This window comes from Staphylococcus sp. HMSC034G07 (assembly GCF_001835975.1).
In the GTDB taxonomy this organism is placed as follows: Bacteria; Bacillota; Bacilli; order Staphylococcales; family Staphylococcaceae; genus Staphylococcus; species Staphylococcus ureilyticus.
Window position 1 is genome coordinate 752179 of the sequence record NZ_KV826609.1, and the last position, 23512, is coordinate 775690.

The following is a 23512-nucleotide window of genomic DNA, read 5'->3' on the forward strand; positions in this document are numbered from 1 at the left end:
GACGAGCTACCGAACTGCTCCATCCCGCGTTAATATTATTAATGACGCCTACCTATTAAATATACCATAATGTCATTACAAAATCAACATTATTTTAAAATTAATTTACAAATAATTAATTTATAATTAAAAATTAAATGTCATAATGAGTGGTTAAACTCCCCTCATTTCTGAATACTTATTTAGTATATTAACTTTTGTAGCTTTCGTCAATGCTTTCATTAAAGTATTTTGTGTAAAAAAGGAATATAACTATAATATTATAATTTTAGTTAAGAAATGACACATATTTGTTTATTTTTATAGCTTACCCATATTTACTTAAAATATAAGCAAGCTATAAAGACTATTCATTTTATAATGGAAATATAAAACTTATTTCCCCGTATTGTGCTGTATAATTATAGACCGTCGTAGGTTTATTCAATCTATTTACTCATGATACCCATCATTTTACTTTGTAAATTTGTAAATGTCGTGAAACCATCATCTTCCATGAAGTGTCCTCCAAAATCAGTAATTTTACATTTGCCATTCAATTCATCCATTAAACGCTTTGTTTCTTTGTAAGAAACATGTTTATCGTCTTTTGCACACAAACCATAAAATTCATTCACTTTTTCTTTAACTTTATCATAGTTAATGATTTTATCATCTAATTTCAACGACTCATCAATCTCTTGTGCATCCTCTTTGAAACCTGAGATACTGAATAAACCTTCAATATTGTTTATGTTTTTATTTTGAATAAATTCAAGTGAAGCAATTGTACCAAAACCATGAGTTACAAAATAGGTATCCTGTTTACGTATATGGATCTGTTCATTCATAACATTGAGCCATTTACGTATATCACTATTTTGTTCTTTCGGAATGTTAAAAAGTGTAACTACGTAACCTTCTAATGTAAGATTATTTGCTAACCATTCATACCAATGATTCTTTGAATCACCTAATTTTGAATGTACTATTACTATATCTGTCATAAATCAATCCCCCATTTACAAATATTACTTTTAAAGTATCTCATATATTTCACCAATATTGTAAGTTTCAACTTAGTAAAAAAAGCCAATTCTACAATAATTAAAAATTAACAAAGTAGAAAATGACTTTTTTATTATTTATTTAGATTTCATCTAAAATCTCTTCAACCGCATCTTTTCCTTGCTTTATGCAATCAGGTAACCCAACAGCCTCAAATGACGCACCAGTAATACGTAGTCTAGGATAATTATGTCTTATATGCGATTGTATCAATTTAATTTGTTCAATATGTCCTACTTGATATTGAGGCATACTTTTAGGTAAACGATTTACAATACTAAAATCAGGCGAACCTTTAAAGGTCATCATTTTACTCAAATCATTTTTCACGATTTTCACGAGTTCTTCATCTGTATGATCGTCAACTACCGTATCACCTGGTTTACCAACATAAGCTCTAATTAACACTTTACCTTCAGGTGTTGTAAATGGCCATTTCTTACTTGTCCAAGTACAAGCCGTGATATTCGTATCGCTTGTACGAGCAATAACGAATCCTGTGCCATCATAATTGTTGATGATATTTGCCTCGTCAAATGCAAGTACGACTGTTGCTACTGTTGTAGAATCCATGTTTTTAAAATAATCAAAAGCAGGATCATTACCAAACCATTGTAAGAAATTTTGATGTGGCGTTGTAACTAAGACACTATCATAGATGCGCTTCTCATTGACTGTTTTAATTTCATATTTTTTCTGTGACGCTGTAATATCTTTAACAGCCGTTTGATATTTAATATTAACACCTTTTGCTACCAAATCGTCTCTTAAACATTCTATAAACGAACTCAATCCATGTCTAAACTGTTTAAATTGTCCCTTAGGTGCACCTGGATAAAGTTCACGTTGTTTTATTCTTTGCGCCTTCTCATATCGCATTCCTTTAATAAGGCTACCAAATTGTTCTTCTCTTTCTTTAAACTCAGGGAAAGTACTCATTAAACTAAGCTCGTCAATATTTGTGCCATAAATACCACCCATTAATGGTTCTATTAGATTTTCTAGCACTTCGTCACCTAACCGCGTTCTAAAAAATTTACCAACCGACATATCGTTATCCATATCTATAGTTTTTTTAAACAAATCCATTCCAGCTCTTAACTTACCCAATGGAGAAATTAATTTTGTTTTGAGAAATGGTTTGATGTCGGTCGGTATTCCTAAAATAGAACCGCCTGGAATCGGATAGAGTTTATTTTTAGCATATATATACGATTGCCCAGTTTTATTAGTAATGAGTTGATCTTCAAGCCCTATATCTTTGGCTATATCTGTCATAATTTGTTTTCGTCCTAAATAAGATTCTGGACCTAATTCAATGGTATAGCCCTCATTACGATATGTTTGTATTTTCCCGCCTACTCTATTAGAAGATTCATAAATTGTGACATCGATGTCAGGTCTTTTTGATTTGATAAAATATGCACTGGATAAGCCTGTGATGCCTGCCCCAATAATTGCGATACTCTTAGTCAATGTGATTCACGCTTCCTTTAATAAACATTTTTAATTTCATCTACGATTGCACCAATAAATAGTGAATCTGTATTAGGCATTGCTGGACGGAAGTAATTAACGCCTAACCCATCACAAATTATTTTGCATTCATAATCATTATCATATAATACTTCCAAATGTTCACATACAAAGCCTACAGGCGTATAAATAAAGTTTTTATAATTATATTTTTCGAATAAGTTTCTAGTTAAATCTTGAACGTCAGGGCCTAACCAAGGTGTCCCAGTATTACCTTCTGATTGCCACCCTTCAGCAACGTGAGTAATGTTTGATTTAGCTTTTAATAATTCAGCAGTATCATGCAATTCATTCGGATATGGGTCATTATTTTTTTCTATAAGTCCTTTAGGTAAACTGTGTGCTGATACTACTAAGACTGTTTCATCATGTTCTTCTTTTGGTATTTGCTCTAAAGTTTCATTTACCTTTTCAGTCCAGTATTGGATGAATTTTGGTTGTTGGTAATAATGTTCAACATGGTTTAACGTAATACCATATTTGTCCGCTTCTTCTTGTGCACGCTTATTATAGGAACCCACTGAAAAGCTTGAATAATGTGGTGCTAGTACCACAGTAACAGCTTCATCTATACCTTCTTTATTCATTGCCTTTACAGCATCTTCAATAAACGGATGGATGTGTTTCAAACCAATGTACAACTTGAACTCAACATCAGTATATTGATTATTCAACTCTGAACATAATGCCTCAGCTTGTCGATTCGTAGTTCCCGCAAGTGGTGATAAACCGCCAATAAATTTATATCTATCTTTTAAGTCTTGCAATTCTGCTTCTGTAGGTTTTTTCCCATGTCTAATATCTGTGTAATAAGCTTCTATGTCACTTTCTTTATAAGGTGTACCATAAGCCATTACTAGTAAGCCTACTGTTTTTGCCATTTTAAAATCATCCTTTTATTTAAATTTTTAAGATGTAGATGACATAATTAAATGTAAATCTTGTTCACCTTTTGTATGTCTAACTATCTTTGAGTATATTCGTGAACAAACGTAGTAATTCTTTTTAAAGTTTCGGGTTTAACTTGTGGAAAAACACCATGTCCTAAATTAAATATATGTTTACCATGTGCTAAGCCCTCATCTAAAATCGGTTTTAATCGCGCTTCTATAACTTCCCAAGGTGCTAATAGTAAAGATGGATCTAAATTCCCTTGTAATGTTTTAGTAATATTTAAATCATTAGCTTCTTTAATAGACAGTCTCCAATCTAGACCTAATACATCTATTGGTAAATCATTCCATTCATGTACTAAATGACTTGCACCCACACCAAATAAAATCACGGGCACATCGTATTTCGCCTTAATTCCATTAATTAACTTTTTCATTGCTGGTTTTATATAATATCTGTAATCTTGAACGTTTAATGCACCAACCCAAGAATCAAATACTTGTATGATTTCTGCACCAGCTTCTATTTGAGCTGTCGTATAAGTAATAGACATATCAACTAAATGATCCATAAGCGCAAACCAAGTTGCTTCGTCACTATACATCATTGCCTTTGTAAAATTATAATTCTTAGAAGGCCCACCTTCAATCATATAGCTTGCTAAGGTAAAAGGAGCGCCAGTAAAACCAATCAATGGCACCTTCAATTTTTCTTCAGTTAATAATTTAATCGTGTCTAATACATATGGAACATCTCGTTTCGGATCAATATTCCCTAATTTTTCAACATCTTGTATATTTTTAATCGTATTATGAATTACTGGTCCTATCCCGGACTTAATTTCTACGTCCACCCCTATCGGTTGCAATGGGGTCATGATATCTTTATATAAAATCGCAGCGTCCGTATTATAATTATCTACTGGTAAATGTGTTACGTATGCACATAATTCTGGCTGGTGTGTAATTTCAAATAAAGAGTATTGCTCTTTCAGTTTTCTATATTCAGGCTGTGATCTACCAGCTTGACGCATAAACCACACAGGTGTGTGCTTAACTTCTTTGCCCTTAATCATATCTAGGATTGTATTATTTTTATTATGCACCTTGTAATCCTCCTACATTATAATCATTCTTATTAATATTACCATATCCACTAATTTCCCGTATTCAATCAATAGAAATGTCATAAAAAAGACAAAGTGTGTCACTTTGTTATTCTTAATTATTTGACTATTGTTTTCTAACAGAAATCAATTATAATACTGTTAAAGTCTATTTTACATTTATTTGAAATATTAGAAGTATATATAGTAAATTATAATAGTTATGCAATGTTTCTTAAACAATTCAAGGGGGAAAACTTATGAAAATTTACGCATCTTACGGTACATTTGGTTATTTAAATCAAATTAGACTGAATAATCCGACACATCATCTACTACAATTTTCAGCTTCCGATTCTTCAGTTATTATAGAAGAAACAGAAGGTGAAACGGTTTTAAAACACCCGCTGGCTTATGACATCATTAAGTCTGAAGGGAATTTAGATGAAAATTACTTCTATTCTGTTATTTTTATACCAACATCAGAGGATCATGCATATCAATTAGAAAAGAAATTAGAAAATGTCACAACTGATTTCAAACAATTTGCAGGTTATAGAAGTTATCGCTTTTTAAAACCAAATCAAGGGTTAACATATAAAATTTATTTTGGCTTTAATAGTCGTACAGATTACGAAGATTTCAAAGCGTCTGCCGTTTTCCAAGAAAACTTTGATAAGCTAGCACTAAGTCAATTCTTTGGTTCTAGTGGTCAACATTCAAGTTACTTCGAAAGATATTTATTCCCAATTGACGATTACTAATTAAAAATCGCTACTCAAATTTAGCTCTAAGCTAAAACCTGAGTAGCGATTTTTTAATCTGTTAGCAAACTTTCTTGATATTTCAATTTTTTAGTTATATTTCTAATCGTCAACCATCCTACAAGAAAGTAAATGAGACCAAACAAACTATATTGTGGAAAAACAATAGCAAAAGTAACGATAAAAATCACGCCTATAATACACATTAATCTATTTAAAAATTGTTCATATCCTTTAATGACCTTACTATCAGATACAGGCCAAACTTGAGGCCATAGACCATATGCTTGTTGTGTATAAAATTGAGCCATTTGTAACAATATAATATACATAAATAGACTACCAATTAATAAAACTACGATGACTTGATGTAACCATATCATCATAACTAAAGCTATAATAATCAAGCGTAATATAATATTAAATGCGTCTTTACCTCTAGCAAAACTTCTAATAAATAAATAAAGATACATATAGTTTTCATTAAATTTTTTAGGTTTCGGTTTCCACAATAACGGATCTAAATAACTTCTCCTTACTGCTTTCTCTTCTAATTGTTTTACATCCGTAAACATATTTACAAATTTATAATAATTCATATGATGTTGTTGTTCTGTATTAATCATATGCTCCCATGGGAACAAATAGTCTTTGTTTAAATATCTTATTAACAGAGTCAGAGCAACAAGTATAATAACTGAAAAAATACTTGAGATATTTTTAGGATCTAAGGCTACATAATAACCAGATGTAAATATCACAAACAAAATGCTAAATAAAGACCAACGTTCAAGACGAAATTTATACCACTGCCATTTTAATAATAAACCTAAGAGCGGAAATATAATTGCTAGTCCAGCAAAGATAATATAAAATCCAAACGTTTTGTTATTAAGCACATAAAATAATGGAAATAATATAATAATTAATAATATTTGTATAGGTAATCTAGTAACATAACTATAAATCAAACTTTTTTTCATATATTCAAACATATGTTTTTCAAATGGCAAGAGAAATAATTTATCTGCATCTTTCAATAAAGTCCTAATTGGGAACATGGAAGTAATGGCTGTGATTATACTAGCAATTAACGCATAATTAATATGTTTAGGCATTGATTTCAACCAATCTCCATAACCTAAAATAAATGCACCTAATAAAATCACAAGAAATACAGAAAAATGACCATTAAATATAAATTTATTATAATAACTTTTCTCTTTTTTGATTGCTTGTTTCCTTAGGTTAAATAATTGTTTAGCTTCTTGTTTCATGAATTTTGGCCACCTTGAGTAACGTGTATATATATTTCATCTAAGGTTTTACCACTTAAACCTGTTTGTTCCCTCAATTCATCTATATTGCCAAATGCTACAATTCGCCCTTTATCCATTATTAAAAATCTGTCACAGTATTTTTCGGCCGTTGCCAAAATATGTGTACTCATCAATACAGTTCTGTTCTCTTCTTTTTTCTCGACCATTAAATCAAGCATAGATTGTATACCTAAAGGATCTAATCCTAAAAATGGCTCGTCAATGATATATAATTCTGGATCTACAATGAATGCACAAATAATCATCACTTTTTGTTTCATACCTTTAGAAAAATGACTCGGAAATATATCTAATTCATTTTCTAACCTAAATGTTTTTAATAATGGATTTGCCCTTTTCATCGCTTCCATTTTATCTATATTATACGCCATTGCTGTCATATTAATATGTTCTTGCAACGTTAATTCATCATATATGACTGGTGCTTCCGGAATATATGACAACTTACGTCTATAAGCTTCTACATCTTGTTTGATATTAATATCTGAAATTGTTAACTGCCCTTCCATCGGCGTTAATAAGCCTAACATATGTTTAATAGTGGTACTCTTCCCAGCACCATTCAAACCTATCAGTCCAACAATTTCTCCTTTTTTTAATTCAAAATTTATATCTTTTATCACAGGTCTTTTGCCATAACCGCCTGTTAAATGCTCTACTTTTACTGTCATAAGGCACCTCCACAAATAGTATTGTATCAAAAATCAAACATTGTTCATAAAGTTACTTCAAAAAATGACGGAATTTAATCAGTAATGCTATAATAGTTACTAAACATCTGACAAGGAGTGAAAATTTATGTCTGAAACAATCTTTAGTAAAATAATTAATGGTGAAATTCCTAGTTATAAGGTATATGAAGATGAATATGTTTATGCATTTTTAGACATCTCTCAAGTGACCAAAGGTCATACTTTATTAGTTCCTAAAAAAGTTTCTGCAAATATCTTTGAAACGGATAGTGAAACAATGAAACATATAGGCGTTGCTTTACCTAAAGTAGCAAACGCAATCAAAAAAGCATTTAACCCTGATGGTCTAAATATTATACAAAATAATGGTGAATTTGCCGATCAATCTGTCTTCCATTTACATTTTCATCTGTTACCAAGATATGAAAATGAAGTAGATGGTTTTGGTTATAAATGGGAAACACATGAAGAAAGCATAGGCGATGAACAAAAGAAAAAAATTGCACAAGAAATTGCAGCACAATTTAATTAATTATGCTTACCTGATATGATAAAGGGTATATTAAAAATATTAATGACTCAGAAATTTTAGAAATGAGGAGAATTTTTATGAAAACAGCTCAATTATTACTAGGTCTTGGTGCTGGTGTTGCAACTGGAATTGGTGTTGCATTAATGAATCGTGATAAGAAAAATTCAAACCAATTTGAGACAGAAGCGCGCAGACCTACGGGTGCTGAATCTGAATTTGATAAAGAAATCAACACTATAAAGCAAAGCGTCAATGATATTGTAAATTACATTTCACAAATCAAATCAGAAAGTACTGAAATTGGCAGTACTATTGGTGATGAAGTGAAAACGATGATTGGTGATTTTAAATCTGATATCGATCCTAATATTGAAAATTTGCAATCCCATATTGAAAATTTACAAAATCGTGGCGAAGAAATTTCAAAAGCATTTGAAAAAGACAAATAATTAACTCAATTAACTAAGAGTTATAACTCACTTGAAAACCTGAGTTATAACTCTTTTCTTTATTACAATAAAAACATCTATGTCTTTAAAATGATGCTGAATTAAAAAATATATAGTACACTCATCTTTCTTTGATTAAACACTATAATATCCTTACATTATAGTGTTTTGAGAACTTTTCAAACTCTAAAATTAACTTAAAGTTAAACTTGACGACTGTAAGAATACGTTAGATAATACGAAAGTATATTCAATAAATTTTAAAAAGGAGTATGATTGCGTAATGTATTTATGTACACGTCAAATAGATATTAACGCTCGTTTTGGCATACCTAGAATTGCTTTCCTTAGTTTTGTTACTACAATTATCACATTTTTAATTGCATACGAACTTTTATACTTCTTTTCAAATACCAAATTAACAGACGACCACTTTTTAATATTTTTAATTTTAGTAGTGCTTTTGTACCCTTTACATAAATTAATCCACTTATTGTTTTTCTATCCCTATCGTAAGTCATTTAAAAAATATAAATTAGTAAAACATAAGTCTGTGCCTTTTTATAATGTGTATGTAAATACACCTGTTAATAAATATTATTTTTGTTTTGATTTAATCACACCAGCTTTATTTATAACGATTGTTTGCACATTTATAAGTACTATCATCCCTCAATATGGTCATTATTTAATGTTTTTAATTGCTTTGAATTTAGGTTATTCGGTTATGGATTTTCTTTATTTAAAGATCATATTATTTTCAAATGAAGGTACTTATGTTGAAGAACATCAAACTGGTATTAATATTTTAAACAAAGTATCACCTTATACAAATCATGAACTTGATTAAGCAAACAGCAATGTTTGCTTTTTTTATTGGATAAAAAAACCATACGCTATGCGTATGGTGCAGTATGGTTATACCGTTGTATTAAAAATTGCATCTCTACGTGCTAAAATAATATTTGGTCAGCCAACCAAAATAAACAACACGAGGAGATGCAACTTATTTCATCAGACACAAATAGTTTAGCACATACAAAATGGAATTGTAAGTATCACATTGTCTTCGCTCCTAAATATAGAAGACAAATTATATACGGAAAAATAAAGAAAGATATTGGAATAATATTGCGACAGCTGTGTGAAAGAAAAGGCGTAGAAATTATTGAAGCTGAAGCATGTAAAGATCACATTCATACGTTAGTTAGTATTCCACCCAAATTAAGCGTTTCGCAATTTGTAGGATATTTAAAAGGAAAGAGTAGTTTGTTGATTTTTGATAGACATGCACATTTAAAATATAGATATGGTAACAGAAAATTTTGGTGTAAATGTTTTTACGTTGATACAGTTGGAAGAAATAAAAAAGTTATAGAAAATTATATTCGTAATCAATTACAAGAGGATATCGTTGCGGAGCAATTAACACTTGTTGAATATATAGATCCTTTTACTGGCGAAGAAACTAAGAAGAAAAAATAAAACAACCCTTTTAAGGGTTGCTGGGAAAGTAGTACATATGGCTGATCTTCTCAGAGCCCTTATCAGGGCTGGTCAGTAACAAAGGCTTATAGCCGAAGAACAAACCACCCGTTATACGGGTGGTTTTGATTCGCTCTTTTTTATATAAAATGCTTACAACTATAGTCGTATATATTAGGTTTCTAATTGGTGAAAACGACTTTATATGTTATATTTACGTTGTTATTCTTACAAAAGGAGTTCCCAATCATGAAAACATTTAAAAAAGTTATAATTCCTGTTACTGCTAGTGCATTATTATTAGGTGCTTGTGGTAATAGCGATACAGATTCTAAAGAAGATACAATTATTTCATCAAAAGCTGGCGATGTTAAAGTTGAAGATGTAATGGATAAAATGGGTGATGAGCAAGTTGCAAACACATCTTTTTCTATATTATTAAATAAATTGTTAGCAGATAAGTATAAAGATAAAATAGACACGAAAGATATTGATAAAGAAGTTGAAAAAGAACAAAAACAATACGGTGGCAAAGATCAATTTGAAAGTATGTTAAAACAACAAAAAATGTCACTTAGTGACTATAAAGAGCAAAAAAAATTACAATCATATCAAAAGGCACTACTGAACGATAAAGTGAATATTTCTGATAAAGAAATTAAAGAATCTACTAAAAAAGGTTCGCATATTTTAATTAAAGTTAAAGAGAATAAAGATGACAAAGAAGGTTTATCAGATAAAGATGCAAAAGCAAAAGCAGAAAAAATCCAAAAACAAGTATCAGAAAATCCTGACAAATTTGGAGAAATTGCCAAAAAAGAATCAATGGATAAATCTTCGGCTAAAAAAGATGGTAGCTTAGGATATGTTATCAAAGGACAAATGGAAAAAGATTTTGAAAAGGCGCTCTTCAAACTTAAAGAAGGCGACGTTTCAAAAGTAGTTAAAACAGATTATGGTTACCATATTATTAAAGCAGATAAAGAAAATGACTTTGATAAAGAAAAAGGTAAGCTAAAATCGCAATTAATCCAACAAAAAGTACAAAAAAGTCCTAAATTACTAACAGACGCTTATAAAGAACTGTTAGATGAATACAAAGTAGATTATAAAGATAGAGATATTAAAAAAGCTATTGAAGATTCTATTCTAGACCCTGATAAAATTAAACAGCAACAACAACAACAGCAACAACAGCAAGCGATGCAACAAGGTGGAGCTGGTATGACCTCTGGACAATAGAATCATAATTCACAAGTAAACAAGGCAAATGCTAATTTCTAGGGCATTTGCCTTGTTTTTTATTAATGAAACTAACTTATATTTACTTATTAATTATGCTTGTACACATATTTTTCGAGACGATTGTATTTTATCTCTTGCGCTGATATATAACACAGGATAAACACATATTCAATCTACTTATATCAAATCATACGATGCTCATGAATAGAAAACGATTATCTCACCCCCTAATTCTTACCTTCTAATACGACATATTAATTGTAAATAATCACGGTCAGAAACGAATGATTTTACATATAAAAAAGACTAATCCACGCTAATGAACTGCTCCCTTCAAAGTAGACACTTAAAAATGTAAACTTTGAAGGGAGCATATCAAAATTTGGATTAGTCCTTTACTTTCAAAATGTTTCAATTTTATTTTTTTAAAGCGTATATTTTCCGTATCGCTTAATCTAAAGATGTTGGATTGTAAAATTGTCTACCCTCAAGCCCAAAAATACGTTCAGTAAATTGACCTTTTGGCGTTTTCTTATATGCTTTTTCAAACATATTCATTTTTGCATCAATGTTATCGATGAAAAACAAAATTTCTGCCTCTTTCATATGTGGTAGTTTCGGAGAGCCAAATTCCATTTTTCCATGATGTGCTAAAATCATGTGACGCAGTAATAATACCTCTTCACCTTCTATATTTAATTCTCGTGCAGCATCTGCTACTTCATCACTGGCAATAGAGATGTGGCCCAGCAAATTACCTTCAACCGTATATGTTGTTGCAACAGGACCACTTAATTCTTTAACTTTACCTAGGTCATGTAAAATAATAGAACTATATAATAAACTGCGGTTTAAAAGTGGATATATATCACAAATAGATTTTGCGACCCGTAACATTGTTAATACATGATAACTTAACCCACTTGAAAAATTATGATGATGTGTACTTGCTGCAGGAAATGTAAAAAATTCTGTTTGATATTTACGCAATAAATGTCTTGTAATGCGTTGTAAATTTGCATTTTCAATCTCTAACATATAATGAGAGACTTCTTCTTTGATTTCTTCTGGTGTGAGTGGCGCGCCGTCTACGAAATCATGTATGTTTAAATCTGCTTCATCTGAAGCTAATTTAATTTTATTAATTTTCATCTGTTTACGACCACGATAATTAATAACATCACCAATAACGTGTACGATTTTTTCTGGTTCTAAAACACGCATATCTTCCTTAGTAGCAGTCCATAATTTAGCTTCGATGTCCCCACTTTTATCTTGAAGATATATCGTCATATAGTCTTTTCCTTGAGCAGTTACGCCTTGTGTCGCTTTATGAATCAAGAAATAGTGATCAACTGAATCTCCAGGATTTAATTTTTCTACATTTCTCATTATTTACCGCCTTCCTCAGGTTTATTCAAAGTAATAATTTGTTTTGAAGGCACACTTGTATCTTTGACACATGTAAAGTATAAAATTTGATAATCATTGGGCATTTGTCTTAGATAATTCATCATCGTTTCTTTTCTATGTTTATCAAAGTGTACAAATGCATCATCAATAATTACAGGGAATGGATAGTAAGGTTTTAATGTTTTAATTAAACTTAAACGCAATGCGATATATAGTATTTCTTTAGTAGACTGGCTTAATTCAATTGGTTCGTACATTTGACCATTCACTTGTTTTACCATTAAATCTTCATTCGCATAAGTTACTTGTACATAATTTCCATTTGTTAAATGTGCAAAGATTTCTGTTGCTTCATTTATCACTTGTGGTAAACGCTTATCTTTAATTTGTTTAATATGTCCTTCCACTAAAGATTGTAAGTAACTAAGACTTGCCCAATCTTTTGCTTCATCATTCACTCTATTTTTCAAAATATGGAACTTATGACGTAAATCCGCTAACGTTTTGTCTGTTTCCATATCCGTGATTTTAGCTTTTAAATCACTGACTTCTGACTGCATTTCTAAATATTGATCATTATAATGATCAACTTGTCTTTCTAACACTTCATCTTCTTCAGATAGTTGAGCATATGTTTTTTGACTCAGCATAGAACTAGCTTCGTAATTATAATTTTGGTTTTCTAGATATTTCGTTAAATCATTAAAGCGGTTTAATTGTTGATGATAAGCCTGGTATTGAGCATGCTGATGATAATACGATTCTTCATCATTTGCACTTACAAAGTTAAATAACTGTGATATCACATTATTATTCTCATGTAAGCGATGTTTAAGCTGTGATAATTCACTTTCTATTAATGTGATTTGTTCTTGATTCCTATTCCATTTATCTAAATTAGTTGTTTCTTCTTTTAACCATTGATTTACGTCATGAAATAAAGATAATGTGTTGAAAGAAGTAAATTGATTTTGGGTTACTGCTTTTGCATGTTCATAAAATGTATCTAATGCCTGTTGTAACTCAATTTTTTGCTCGTTCAATTCAACAGTATGATTGTCATAATCCTTAATTTTATTCATCGTCGCAATACTATCAATAATGAGTTCGTCTGAAATTTTATCAGATAAATGTAATTCATCTTTAATTTGGTTGATCTCATTCTCTGACTTTGAGTATTGTTGTTGTGCAGATTCTAAATTGGAAGATAAATAATTGGCTTTTTTATCTAATGCCTCTTTCGTTTTAATAGCATTATGGAATTGCTCGCGAATTCTATTTTGATCATCTAAATCAAAGTCCAAATTATAATTGGCTTCTAAATCATTAATTTGGTGTTGCAAATCTTCAATTTCATTAGAAAATGTTTCACTATGTCCTATCTCTTTCGATTTAACTAAGAAGATACCCACGATAAATACAAGAGATAGTAATGCAAATACAATACCGAAGACCAAATTAGCTGAAATAAATGAAAAGATAGTTAATCCAACACCAACAACTGCTAATATAACGAATGCAAATCGAAAAATATTTTGTTTACGTTCATTTTCTTGTTGTTCTTTATCAAAAGCTTCTTTCATTTTTTGATATAAATTATTTTTTTCTTGTAGTTCGAATACACGATTGTTATATTGTTTTTTCTTTTCATAGTTTTCATCAGACACAATATCTTTTTCTAATGCATCCATCTCAGTTTGATTTGTTTCTTTATCAATTTTATTTTCTTCAATATTGCGTTCTAATTGTTGAATAAAAGCAGTCTGTTCTTGCTTATTTTTAATTTGATCGCTTACATGACTCTTCATTGCCTCTGAACTGTCGACTTCATGGTATACATCTTGCCATCCGATATTAGACTTCAAGCCTGATTTTTCACGTTCTTTATCTTGAATTTCTTTTTTAACTGATTTTAATTCGTATTCTTTTTGTTTAATTTCATTTTCTTGTTGTTGTATATGGTTAAAAGCATCAATATCAGATTGCTTAGGTACATTGATTTTTTCATTTTCACTTTTTAAATGCGTTAATCGTTCTTCTCTTAAGCCAATATCTCTTTTTAAATTTTGTGTTTGAATTTTTGCAGATTCATAGCGATCGATGCCTTGTTCAGGAAATGTGACAGGTTCTATATTTAATTGGGTTTCCAATGTTTTCCATTCTTGTGTTTGCTCATGTAAAGCTAATTCCTTTTGTTTACGATCATGCATTTTAGACAATTGGTTTAAATTCTGTTTCAAATTTTCTAAGCGTCGATCTGCTTTATCTTTATCGTCTACTAAACGTTTGTAAGATGACAATTTTTCTTCTTCTTCTCGAATTTGTCGCTCTAATGACTTCAACTCTTCAAGCTGTTGGTTAATAATTGGATTTCTGCCATTTTTCTTATATAGCGCTTCTTTTTTATCATTCAAAATCTCACGCATGCTAGTAAATTCTGTTGATCCTAATGCACCAGCCTGGAGTAAATAGTTTTGTAATTGTTTTTCATCCATATTTTTATGAATATTTTGTAGTCCTAAGACATCAAATGAAAATATACCTTGATATGTACGTTTTGAGATAAAATTAAGTTCTTTCTTTAACCAGCTTTCATCTTTAATGGCGCCATTCGGTAGATAAACTTTAACGTCTCCAGTTGCTGCACCTTTGATACGTTCAATTTCTATCAAAGAACCATCATCTTGAATCAATGTAAGTTTTCCGCCGTATTGATTGCCTAAACGTGGCTCTAGTCGTGGTTCATTTTCTTTCTTAGTTGGAAACCCAAAAAGAATGGAATGTATAAATGCCTGTATCGTAGACTTACCTGACTCATTTTCCCCATAAATTTCTGTAAAATTTTCATCAAACTGAATAGATCTTTGAATGAATCTACCATAACCATATATATCTAATGATTTAATCTTCATTTTACTCCCCCCTCATATCTGACTTTAATAATAATTCAGCGCGTTTAATTAATTCTCGACGATCAAAATCATCATAATTTTCTAGGTATTTGGAAGCTTTTGGATTAAGATATAAATCATTCATAGCTAACTCATAAACTGAATTATCTTCTATCAAATCTGCTGAAAATTCTTTGACAAGGGTCGTTTTTTCATCATCTTTATTCTTTATATTCAGATCTTCTATAAACACAAAATTATGCTCATTTTCTTCATATTCACTAATCATTTCATGCACTTGCATTAAATCTTGATCAGAAATAATTTCATCTGAATTGACATTTACTACTAATTGATAAATTGCTTTACCTTCAGCTCTAACTTGTGATTTAAAATTTTGTATTGCGTCAAACAAACCTTGTTTTGAAGTCATGTTTGTATCTATTTCAGCCTTTTCAAAACGAATAAACTGTGTTGGCACAAATTTAGCATTTAGATGTAAATCATCGCCCTCTATTAATAGGCAACCTTTTTCTCCAGTTTCTTTGAAATGACGACCTTGAATATTACCTGGATAATGAATTTGAGGCATATCGCTTAGTTGTTGTCGCTCGTGTATATGACCAAGTGCCCAATAATGATAAAGTTTATTGTTTAAATCTTCTAATCTAAATTCAGTATATCGGTCTTTTGTGTTCGTTTTGCTATATGTACCATGCAAAATACCTATGTGAATACCTTTTTGACCTTGACTTGACGGATAGGCATCAAGTTTATTTTCATAGCTCGCTTCATTTTGATAACTGAAACCATGTAAATATATTTCTTCACCGTTTTTAGTAATTGTTTGATATGTTTCTACATTTTCAGAAAAAACCGAAACGTTATCTGGCCACTCAGTTCCTATAGATGAAGATAATGGATCATGATTACCATGACAAAGATAAACAAATATTTGTTCTTTTGCCAGTCTTTCAAATTGCTCTTTTAAGAACACTTCAGCACGGAGGGTTCTGTTATGACTATCAAATAAATCCCCTGCTATAATCATAAAATCTACTTCTTCATTTAACGCTAAATCCACGATTTTTTTGAAACTTTCATATGCGCTTTTTTGCATATCTTCAAATATCGATTGACTTAAGTAGCTTCTAGACTTAAATGGACTATCTAAATGTAAATCTGCACAATGAATAAATTTAACCATATATTTATAGTTCTCCTTTATTTAAAGGTTTTTATAAAAAGCATGAAAAACAGGCATTGATATTGAGACTTAAAAAATGGACTAACACCTATGTACACGCTAATACCTCGTATCTCTTTATTTTACCACACCGACTATTGTACAGTCGATAAAACAAAAAAGCTGAAACATAAATAAATGTCTCAGCTTTAAATTCAATATTAACCATGATTCATTGAATAAAACATGAACGATTATCCAGCAATTAAAGAATTCATTTATTGGCATCAATTCTTTTGTATTTCATTTCTCAATATATTGAGTTTATCATACTTATGCTTGAATAAAAGTACATATATTCCTTCAAACTATGGTTGTTGCCATATATTAATTTTAAAATCATTATATGGCAACACATTAAATATTTTTAAATTTTTATAAGAACTTTAGATTACTTTTAAAATAATCATTCTGATTAATTAATTAGTCAGCATAAATTTCATCTAAAGGTTTAACAATGATTTGATTAATTTCTTGGAATACTTGGCTCATGTTTTGCTCAGCAGCCATTAATTCTGAAATGTTAGAATCATTTTCGATTTTTTGTGCTTGTTCTTGAGCTTTTTGTAATTCCTCTTCACCAATTTCTTCACCTTGCATTTGTTTTTGTTGGAAGTTTAATTGTGTTTCGCGGAATTCATCAAAAAGTGCTTTTGATTCATCATTTTCTTTTACTTTAGCATAAGCTTTTTGTATTGCTTGATATTCATCACTTTCTCTTAAAGCTTGTTCTAATTGATTTGCATGATCGTATAAATTTACTGCCACTGTGCTTCACTCCTTTATTTGTATATGTGTTATAACCACATCGATATTACAATAACATAATTTAATATGTTATACAAAAATTGCAATTATGCCTTGTAATAAACCTATGATGCCACCTAATAGAAAGCCTAAAAGCATAATTAATTTCAATTCTTTATTTGCGATATCTATGATTAAACGTTCAATATATGCTAAATCAAATGAATTTATTTGTTCTTCAACCATTTGTCTTAGGTTAACTTTTTTCATGATTGGAGAAATATGCTTAGATCCTTTATCAATAATTAATTCCGTAAGTTGTTTTGAAATTTTTGTTTCTAAGAATGTTATAAATTCTGGCATTAATTCTTTCAATGGTCGATTCGATATACTATCTATGTTTGCATAGTTTATTAGTAATTCGGTAACCGTTACCTTAAGCGAGTCGAATTGATCTTCATTGATGACATCTACTAACGCTTTTGATTTAAATGTAGCGTATTCATTTTCAATAATCTGTTTTGCAATTGCTTTAGCTTTGGGGTGATTTGTTAATCTAATCAATTCATGTTGTATTCGATCTGCAATACTTTCTCTTGTCATAAACATCTGTAGCAAACCTACGATTTTACCTTTCTCATTAAAGAAAGTATCTAACATAGATGCTATATCAGCAGCACCTTTTTCCGATTTAAGATAAACACGTGCGCGTTCAAATAATAACTCAGGCACCCCATCTACCTTTGAATCAATATTTTCTTCAATATCTGAAGGAATCAGTTGATTTATAGGGGTTTCTTTATGTTCAGCATAATATTGTTCTAATTTATTATTGATAACTGAATACATTTTATCATTAGTAAACTGTACAACATCAACATCGAAATTTTTCGTCAACGATTGAATTGTCGTATGATCTGCTTTTAATTTTTGGATCTGTTTTAAGATTAATGATTCGATTGCTTCTCTTGATTTAGGTGCATTTAATTTTGACTTAATTAACGTTTCAGTTAATAAGTGTTCTTCAATAACTTGTCCAATTTTATCTGCAATTTCTGTTCTTCTTTTTGGTATTAACCCGGGTGTAAAAGGAATTCGTCTATTAAAAATATAATAAGTTTTAAACGGATGAAATAACATTCTTACAGCAATTACATTTGTGACGCCACCTATTATTGCTCCAATAATCATCATCGCTATAATTATTAAAAAAGCGTGCATAGTTAATTCTCCTTCAAATAAAATTTGTTATAAACTGAAGGTACAATCATATCAGTCATTTTTACATTGTATAACATATAACATAAAAATGTGCATACTATTTGTTATTTTTCAAAATAAAATTGCTGGTAGCAATCATTATGAGTACATTCAATTTGTATTAGTAAAAATACAGAATTAAAAAAAGAGCGATTTAGAAATCAATCAACATTTGATTTCCCGTGTTCGCTCTTAAAATGATGTATTCTTTTTATCATGGGTCAAAAACTATATCAACTTACTTATTAAGTTCAGTTCATTAGTTCATGACCGATTTCAATTAACTATAGTGACTAAACCATTCAATATATACGCCATAACTTTTTTAGTTAATGTTATAAATAATGATTCTTCTATCACACAGTACATTTATTTATACGTGCATTAATTCTTCTTTAGAAACTCTACCAAAATATGTTTCAGCTTCTCTTAATTTAGAAGTACCAAAAATAGGTTGTGTTTCCTGATTTAGTACACGGTAGATATCACTTACTTTGTTGCTTTGTAAAATATAGCCGTTACGCGTATCAACTGTGTTCCAATATATATCACTTGTTGTAGAATGATTTGGATACGCACAATGGTTACGTGAAATTGTTTGTACCATTTCTAATGGGTCGCATCCGAAAGTACTATTTAGAACATCAGAATCTCTAAATAATGCACAAATTGACACACATGTTGTCCAGTTTGGCAATACTCTCTCTTTTTCAATTTGTACTAGTGTCTTTTTTGAAAGACCAATTGTTTGTGCCATCGTATCTTGAGTATAACCCGCTTCAATGCGCACCATTTTAAATTTTGTTTGAATTAAATCTGTAAAACTCTGTCTATCCATTACTTTAATCTACCTTTCATAAAAGAATATTTTATCCGGACACAAGAAATTGCAATAATACACGTTTCTTGAAACACAAATTACATCTTAATACAATTTGCGATAAAATAAAAGAGCGAAATGATATTTTCGTTGTTTTTTGTTATTTGCGAAATTATCTAAATAATCAATCTTATATCTTATAATTAACTTAAACATTTTTAGTACTTTTATTGTAAGCGTATAACAAGTATGAAATGTGATTATATTTTTCACTTATTACTCTTTTGATATAAAAACACCATTTATTATTATATCTTAAATTTTACTTTTTGGCATACCATTTGCCTTAAATAATAGAAATTAATCATTTATTTACATTTTTCTGAATTTTCATTATAATCAGGGTTACTTTAATAATTGAGGTGTAAAAAAATGACAGAGAAATATATATTACTTGCAACTTGTACAGATAAAGTCGGTATTACTTCATTAATTACTAATAAAATTGCTCAATATGATTCTAATATTCTACATTTAGATCATTTTACAGAATATGACCATTCACCAAATGCTACAGGTCAATTATATTTGAGATTGGAATTTGAAAATGTACCATCATTGAAAGAAGATTTAGAAACAACGTTGCAAACACATCAAATAGATTTTAAATTATTTAACGATCAGCAACATACAAAATTAGCACTTTTTGTTTCTAAGGAAGATCATGCTTTCAACGAAATTTTATTACGTGTTAACAGAAATGAATTGCCTGCCGAAATTGTGTGTATCGTTAGCAATCACGAAAACAATAGACAATTCGCAGAAACGCTTCATATCCCTTTTTATTACATACCGAGCAACGAAGATAAAGCGATTGTGGAAAGAAAAATACTAGATGTTTGTTCTGAGCATCAAGTTGAACTCATTGTTTTAGCAAAATACATGCAAATACTATCCGACCATTTTGTCAGTCACTATCCAAACCAAATCATCAATATTCATCACTCATTCCTACCATCATTTATAGGTGCTAACCCTTATAAACAAGCATGGGAACGCGGTGTTAAATTGGTCGGAGCAACAAGTCATTATGTTACTTCTGATTTAGATGAGGGCCCTATCATAGATCAAGACGTTATAAGAATTAATCATCGGTACAATGTACAAGATTTACGTAAAATTGGTCGGCATGTTGAATCAAGTGTGTTAGCTCAAGCTGTCGAATATCATGTGCTGCATAAGGTAATTGTCACTGCGAGTAGTAAGACTATTGTTTTTAATTAAAAACTTTAAAAGACCTGAGACCGATATCTGCCTCAGGTCTTTTTATTCGAAGCGCAACGCAATCTCAACAACTTTAAAAAGAAACTTTGACATTTTTAAGCATCTTACTTACTTTCTTTAATTTTAACTTTTACAATATCCCTTCTTAAAAAATTAATAGTATATCAACGCGTCTTCGTTAAGCTGTGCAATTAAATAATTATAATTCCTCAACCAATCAACACTACTTAACTTTAATTTATGGTTGTTTTCACTTTTTACTAAACACCTTTGCCAATCTACTTTATATATTGTTTTGTGTATGACATATCATTATATACACATTAAAAACTGTTCTATAACAGAACTACAATTGATATTAAGTGTATTACTTTTTAATACAGATTCCAAAAGCTTTCACATTTTAGATTAAAATTATTCAAAAACTTTGTGATTTTTTTAACAAAACAAATGATATAATTATTGTGAAAAAAATAACATACTTTTGGAGGTAATGATATGTTAAAAGAAAATAATATGCAATCCACAGCATGGAATGATTTTAAAAAAGGTCGCTGGCAACATCATGTAGATGTAAGAGAATTTATTCAACTCAATTACACATTGTACGAAGGTGATGATCAATTTTTAGCAAGTCCTACAGAGGCAACAACTCAGCTTTGGGATCAAGTCATGCAATTGTCTAAAGAAGAGCGTGATCGCGGTGGAATGTGGGACATGGACACAAAAGTTCCTTCTACCATCACTTCTCACGAGGCAGGTTATCTAAATAAAGAATTAGAAAGCATTGTTGGGGTCCAAACCGATAAACCATTCAAACGTTCGATGCAACCTTTTGGTGGCATTCGTATGGCAAAAGCAGCTTGCGAAGCGTATGGTTATGACCTAGATAGTGAAACTGAAAAAATATTTACTGATTATCGTAAAACACATAATCAAGGTGTATTCGATGCATACTCTAAAGAGATGTTAAATTGCAGAAAGGCTGGGATCATTACTGGACTTCCAGATGCCTACGGTCGTGGCCGTATTATTGGCGACTACCGTAGAGTGGCTTTATATGGTGTGGACTTCCTAATGCAGAAAAAAATGGAAGATTTCAACAATATGTCTAAAGAAATGTCAGAAGATGTCATCCGATTACGCGAAGAATTGTCTGAACAATACCGAGCATTAAATGAATTAAAAACATTAGGTAATATTTATGGATTTGATTTAAGTCGCCCAGCTTATAACTTTAAAGAAGCAGTACAATGGTTGTACTTAGCATATTTAGCCGCAATTAAAGAACAAAACGGTGCAGCTATGAGCTTAGGTCGTACTTCAACATTTTTAGATATCTATGCTGAAAGAGATTTAAACAATGGATTGATTACAGAACGTGAAGTACAAGAAATCATTGACCATTTTATTATGAAATTACGTATCGTTAAATTTGCTCGAACACCTGATTATAACGAATTATTTTCTGGTGACCCTACTTGGGTAACAGAATCAATTGGAGGTGTAGGTATTGATGGACGTGCATTGGTAACTAAAAACTCGTTCCGTTTCTTACATTCACTAGATAATTTAGGTCCAGCACCTGAACCAAACCTCACAGTATTATGGTCAGTTCGCCTACCTGACAATTTTAAAACATATTGTGCAAAAATGAGTATAAAAACAAGCGCAATTCAATATGAAAATGATGACTTAATGAGAGAATCTTATGGTGATGATTATGGTATTGCATGCTGTGTATCTGCTATGACGATTGGAAAACAAATGCAATTTTTTGGTGCTCGTGCTAATTTAGCAAAAACTTTATTATATGCGATCAATGGTGGCATAGATGAAAAATCAGGTCAACAAGTCGGACCATCATATGAAAGTATAAAATCAGAAGTACTCGACTTCGATGAGGTATTTGAAAAATTTGATAAAATGATGGATTGGTTAGCTGGAGTATATATTAATTCACTTAATGTCATCCATTATATGCATGATAAATATAGTTATGAACGTATTGAGATGGCACTGCATGATACAAATATCATTAGAACAATGGCTACAGGTATAGCTGGCCTTTCTGTTGCTGCAGATTCATTATCTGCAATCAAATATGCAAAAGTAAAACCTATTCGTGATGAAAATGGCGTTGTAACAGATTTTGAAATCGAAGGTGATTTCCCAAAATATGGTAATAATGACGCACGTGTTGATGATTTAGCAATCGACCTTGTAGAACGCTTTATGACAAAATTACGTAGTCATAAAACTTATCGTAATTCAGAACATACGATGAGTGTGTTAACGATAACATCAAATGTAGTATATGGTAAAAAGACAGGAAATACACCAGATGGACGTAAAGCAGGAGAACCCTTTGCACCAGGTGCAAACCCAATGCATGGACGCGACCAAAAAGGTGCACTTTCATCATTAAGTACAGTTGCAAAAATACCTTATGATTGTTGTAAAGACGGCATATCCAATACATTTAGTATCGTTCCAAAATCACTAGGTAAGGAAAGTAATGATCAATGTAAAAATCTCACAAGTATGTTGGATGGCTATGCTATGCAACACGGACACCACTTAAACATTAATGTGTTTAATAGGGAAACGTTACTAGATGCAATGGAACATCCTGAAGCATATCCACAATTAACGATTCGCGTATCTGGTTATGCGGTTAACTTTATTAAATTAACACGCGAACAACAATTAGATGTTATTTCACGTACTTTCCATGAAAAAATGTAATTTGAATTTAAGGT

At 30.6% G+C, this 23512-nt stretch carries 20 protein-coding genes; 8 read left to right on the forward strand and 12 right to left on the reverse strand.

Annotated elements, in window-relative coordinates; translation table 11 throughout:
• Nucleotides 1-428: 428 nt before the first annotated feature.
• The 4 genes from HMPREF2586_RS11615 to hemE all read right to left on the reverse strand — a co-directional run bounded on the left by HMPREF2586_RS11615 (nt 429) and on the right by hemE (nt 4582).
• Nucleotides 429-986 (reverse strand): alpha/beta hydrolase, encoded by a 558-nt coding sequence (locus tag HMPREF2586_RS11615; protein WP_070658759.1) that lies wholly within the window; start codon nt 984-986, stop codon nt 429-431.
• Nucleotides 987-1128: 142 nt separating this feature from the next.
• Nucleotides 1129-2523, reverse strand: coding sequence for a protoporphyrinogen oxidase (hemY, locus tag HMPREF2586_RS11620; protein ID WP_070658761.1), 1395 nt, complete (start codon nt 2521-2523; stop codon nt 1129-1131).
• A 17-nt stretch (nt 2524-2540) separates the two neighbouring features.
• A complete protein-coding gene (gene hemH, locus HMPREF2586_RS11625) occupies nt 2541-3464 on the reverse strand; it encodes a ferrochelatase (RefSeq protein ID WP_070658764.1) in 924 nt (307 codons plus the stop codon).
• A gap of 83 nt (nt 3465-3547) precedes the next feature.
• Nucleotides 3548-4582 carry a uroporphyrinogen decarboxylase gene (gene hemE / locus HMPREF2586_RS11630; protein ID WP_070658766.1) on the reverse strand — a complete coding sequence of 345 codons (1035 nt, stop codon included), beginning with the start codon at nt 4580-4582 and terminating at the stop codon, nt 3548-3550.
• A gap of 260 nt (nt 4583-4842) precedes the next feature.
• Here hemE and HMPREF2586_RS11635 point away from each other — a divergent pair, with 260 nt between their 5' ends.
• A complete protein-coding gene (locus tag HMPREF2586_RS11635) occupies nt 4843-5346 on the forward strand; it encodes a hypothetical protein (protein WP_046207616.1) in 504 nt (167 codons plus the stop codon).
• A gap of 53 nt (nt 5347-5399) precedes the next feature.
• On the opposite strand, the gene HMPREF2586_RS11640 is transcribed toward HMPREF2586_RS11635, so the two are convergent.
• The gene (locus HMPREF2586_RS11640; RefSeq protein ID WP_070812745.1) at nt 5400-6623 is read right to left on the reverse strand and encodes an ABC transporter permease EcsB; all 1224 of its coding nucleotides are present in this window, start codon (nt 6621-6623) and stop codon (nt 5400-5402) included.
• Complete coding sequence (locus HMPREF2586_RS11645; protein WP_070658770.1) at nt 6620-7357, reverse strand: ABC transporter ATP-binding protein EcsA; 738 nt, start codon at nt 7355-7357, stop codon at nt 6620-6622. Before HMPREF2586_RS11645 ends, HMPREF2586_RS11640 begins: the two co-directional genes overlap by 4 nt.
• A gap of 127 nt (nt 7358-7484) precedes the next feature.
• Between HMPREF2586_RS11645 and HMPREF2586_RS11650 the strand changes: the two genes are divergently transcribed.
• The 5 genes from HMPREF2586_RS11650 (at nt 7485) to HMPREF2586_RS11670 (ending at nt 11086) form a co-directional block, all read left to right on the forward strand.
• Nucleotides 7485-7910 carry an HIT family protein gene (locus HMPREF2586_RS11650; protein WP_046207619.1) on the forward strand — a complete coding sequence of 142 codons (426 nt, stop codon included), beginning with the start codon at nt 7485-7487 and terminating at the stop codon, nt 7908-7910.
• Nucleotides 7911-7987: 77 nt separating this feature from the next.
• A complete protein-coding gene (locus HMPREF2586_RS11655; RefSeq protein WP_064208794.1) occupies nt 7988-8359 on the forward strand; it encodes a YtxH domain-containing protein in 372 nt (123 codons plus the stop codon).
• A 283-nt stretch (nt 8360-8642) separates the two neighbouring features.
• Nucleotides 8643-9209, forward strand: a complete 567-nt coding sequence (locus HMPREF2586_RS11660) for a DUF3267 domain-containing protein (RefSeq protein ID WP_046207621.1) — start codon at nt 8643-8645, stop codon at nt 9207-9209.
• Between the two features lie 149 nt (nt 9210-9358).
• Nucleotides 9359-9844 (forward strand): IS200/IS605 family transposase, encoded by a 486-nt coding sequence (gene tnpA, locus HMPREF2586_RS11665; RefSeq protein ID WP_176745334.1) that lies wholly within the window; start codon nt 9359-9361, stop codon nt 9842-9844.
• Between the two features lie 249 nt (nt 9845-10093).
• Nucleotides 10094-11086: a peptidylprolyl isomerase PrsA gene (locus HMPREF2586_RS11670; protein ID WP_070812746.1), complete on the forward strand. Its 993-nt coding sequence runs from the start codon at nt 10094-10096 to the stop codon at nt 11084-11086.
• A gap of 453 nt (nt 11087-11539) precedes the next feature.
• Here the strand turns inward: HMPREF2586_RS11670 and yhaM are convergent, their stop codons facing one another.
• The 6 genes from yhaM to HMPREF2586_RS11700 all read right to left on the reverse strand — a co-directional run bounded on the left by yhaM (nt 11540) and on the right by HMPREF2586_RS11700 (nt 19484).
• Nucleotides 11540-12481, reverse strand: a complete 942-nt coding sequence (gene yhaM, locus HMPREF2586_RS11675; protein ID WP_046207623.1) for a 3'-5' exoribonuclease YhaM — start codon at nt 12479-12481, stop codon at nt 11540-11542.
• Entirely contained in the window at nt 12481-15414 is a 2934-nt protein-coding gene (locus HMPREF2586_RS11680; RefSeq protein WP_046207624.1) for an ATP-binding protein, read from the reverse strand. The genes yhaM and HMPREF2586_RS11680 overlap by 1 nt, the downstream gene beginning before the upstream one ends.
• Before the next feature lies 1 nt (nt 15415).
• A complete protein-coding gene (locus HMPREF2586_RS11685; RefSeq protein WP_070812747.1) occupies nt 15416-16600 on the reverse strand; it encodes a metallophosphoesterase family protein in 1185 nt (394 codons plus the stop codon).
• 462 nt (nt 16601-17062) lie between these two features.
• Nucleotides 17063-17407 (reverse strand): YlbF/YmcA family competence regulator, encoded by a 345-nt coding sequence (locus HMPREF2586_RS11690; protein ID WP_019468127.1) that lies wholly within the window; start codon nt 17405-17407, stop codon nt 17063-17065.
• A gap of 69 nt (nt 17408-17476) precedes the next feature.
• Entirely contained in the window at nt 17477-18607 is a 1131-nt protein-coding gene (locus HMPREF2586_RS11695; RefSeq protein ID WP_070658772.1) for a DUF445 domain-containing protein, read from the reverse strand.
• A gap of 412 nt (nt 18608-19019) precedes the next feature.
• Nucleotides 19020-19484, reverse strand: a complete 465-nt coding sequence (locus tag HMPREF2586_RS11700) for an XRE family transcriptional regulator XdrA (protein WP_019468125.1) — start codon at nt 19482-19484, stop codon at nt 19020-19022.
• Between the two features lie 414 nt (nt 19485-19898).
• On the opposite strand from HMPREF2586_RS11700, the gene purU reads away from it, so the two are divergent.
• Both purU and pflB read left to right on the forward strand, forming a co-directional pair.
• Complete coding sequence (gene purU, locus HMPREF2586_RS11705; protein ID WP_070658774.1) at nt 19899-20750, forward strand: formyltetrahydrofolate deformylase; 852 nt, start codon at nt 19899-19901, stop codon at nt 20748-20750.
• Nucleotides 20751-21248: 498 nt separating this feature from the next.
• On the forward strand, nt 21249-23498 hold the full coding sequence (pflB, locus tag HMPREF2586_RS11710) for a formate C-acetyltransferase (RefSeq protein ID WP_064208789.1): 2250 nt from the start codon (nt 21249-21251) through the stop codon (nt 23496-23498).
• Nucleotides 23499-23512: the final 14 nt, after the last annotated feature.

Coding starts and splice junctions, on each gene's coding strand:
- HMPREF2586_RS11615 (WP_070658759.1), bottom strand. CDS start 986: ATGACAGATATAGTAATAGTACATTCAAAATTAGGTGATTCAAAGAAT.
- hemH (WP_070658764.1), bottom strand. CDS start 3,464: ATGGCAAAAACAGTAGGCTTACTAGTAATGGCTTATGGTACACCTTAT.
- HMPREF2586_RS11635 (WP_046207616.1), top strand. CDS start 4,843: ATGAAAATTTACGCATCTTACGGTACATTTGGTTATTTAAATCAAATT.
- HMPREF2586_RS11640 (WP_070812745.1), bottom strand. CDS start 6,623: ATGAAACAAGAAGCTAAACAATTATTTAACCTAAGGAAACAAGCAATC.
- HMPREF2586_RS11645 (WP_070658770.1), bottom strand. CDS start 7,357: ATGACAGTAAAAGTAGAGCATTTAACAGGCGGTTATGGCAAAAGACCT.
- HMPREF2586_RS11650 (WP_046207619.1), top strand. CDS start 7,485: ATGTCTGAAACAATCTTTAGTAAAATAATTAATGGTGAAATTCCTAGT.
- HMPREF2586_RS11655 (WP_064208794.1), top strand. CDS start 7,988: ATGAAAACAGCTCAATTATTACTAGGTCTTGGTGCTGGTGTTGCAACT.
- HMPREF2586_RS11660 (WP_046207621.1), top strand. CDS start 8,643: ATGTATTTATGTACACGTCAAATAGATATTAACGCTCGTTTTGGCATA.
- tnpA (WP_176745334.1), top strand. CDS start 9,359: ATGCAACTTATTTCATCAGACACAAATAGTTTAGCACATACAAAATGG.
- HMPREF2586_RS11670 (WP_070812746.1), top strand. CDS start 10,094: ATGAAAACATTTAAAAAAGTTATAATTCCTGTTACTGCTAGTGCATTA.
- yhaM (WP_046207623.1), bottom strand. CDS start 12,481: ATGAGAAATGTAGAAAAATTAAATCCTGGAGATTCAGTTGATCACTAT.
- HMPREF2586_RS11680 (WP_046207624.1), bottom strand. CDS start 15,414: ATGAAGATTAAATCATTAGATATATATGGTTATGGTAGATTCATTCAA.
- HMPREF2586_RS11685 (WP_070812747.1), bottom strand. CDS start 16,600: ATGGTTAAATTTATTCATTGTGCAGATTTACATTTAGATAGTCCATTT.
- HMPREF2586_RS11695 (WP_070658772.1), bottom strand. CDS start 18,607: ATGCACGCTTTTTTAATAATTATAGCGATGATGATTATTGGAGCAATA.
- HMPREF2586_RS11700 (WP_019468125.1), bottom strand. CDS start 19,484: ATGGATAGACAGAGTTTTACAGATTTAATTCAAACAAAATTTAAAATG.
- purU (WP_070658774.1), top strand. CDS start 19,899: ATGACAGAGAAATATATATTACTTGCAACTTGTACAGATAAAGTCGGT.
- pflB (WP_064208789.1), top strand. CDS start 21,249: ATGTTAAAAGAAAATAATATGCAATCCACAGCATGGAATGATTTTAAA.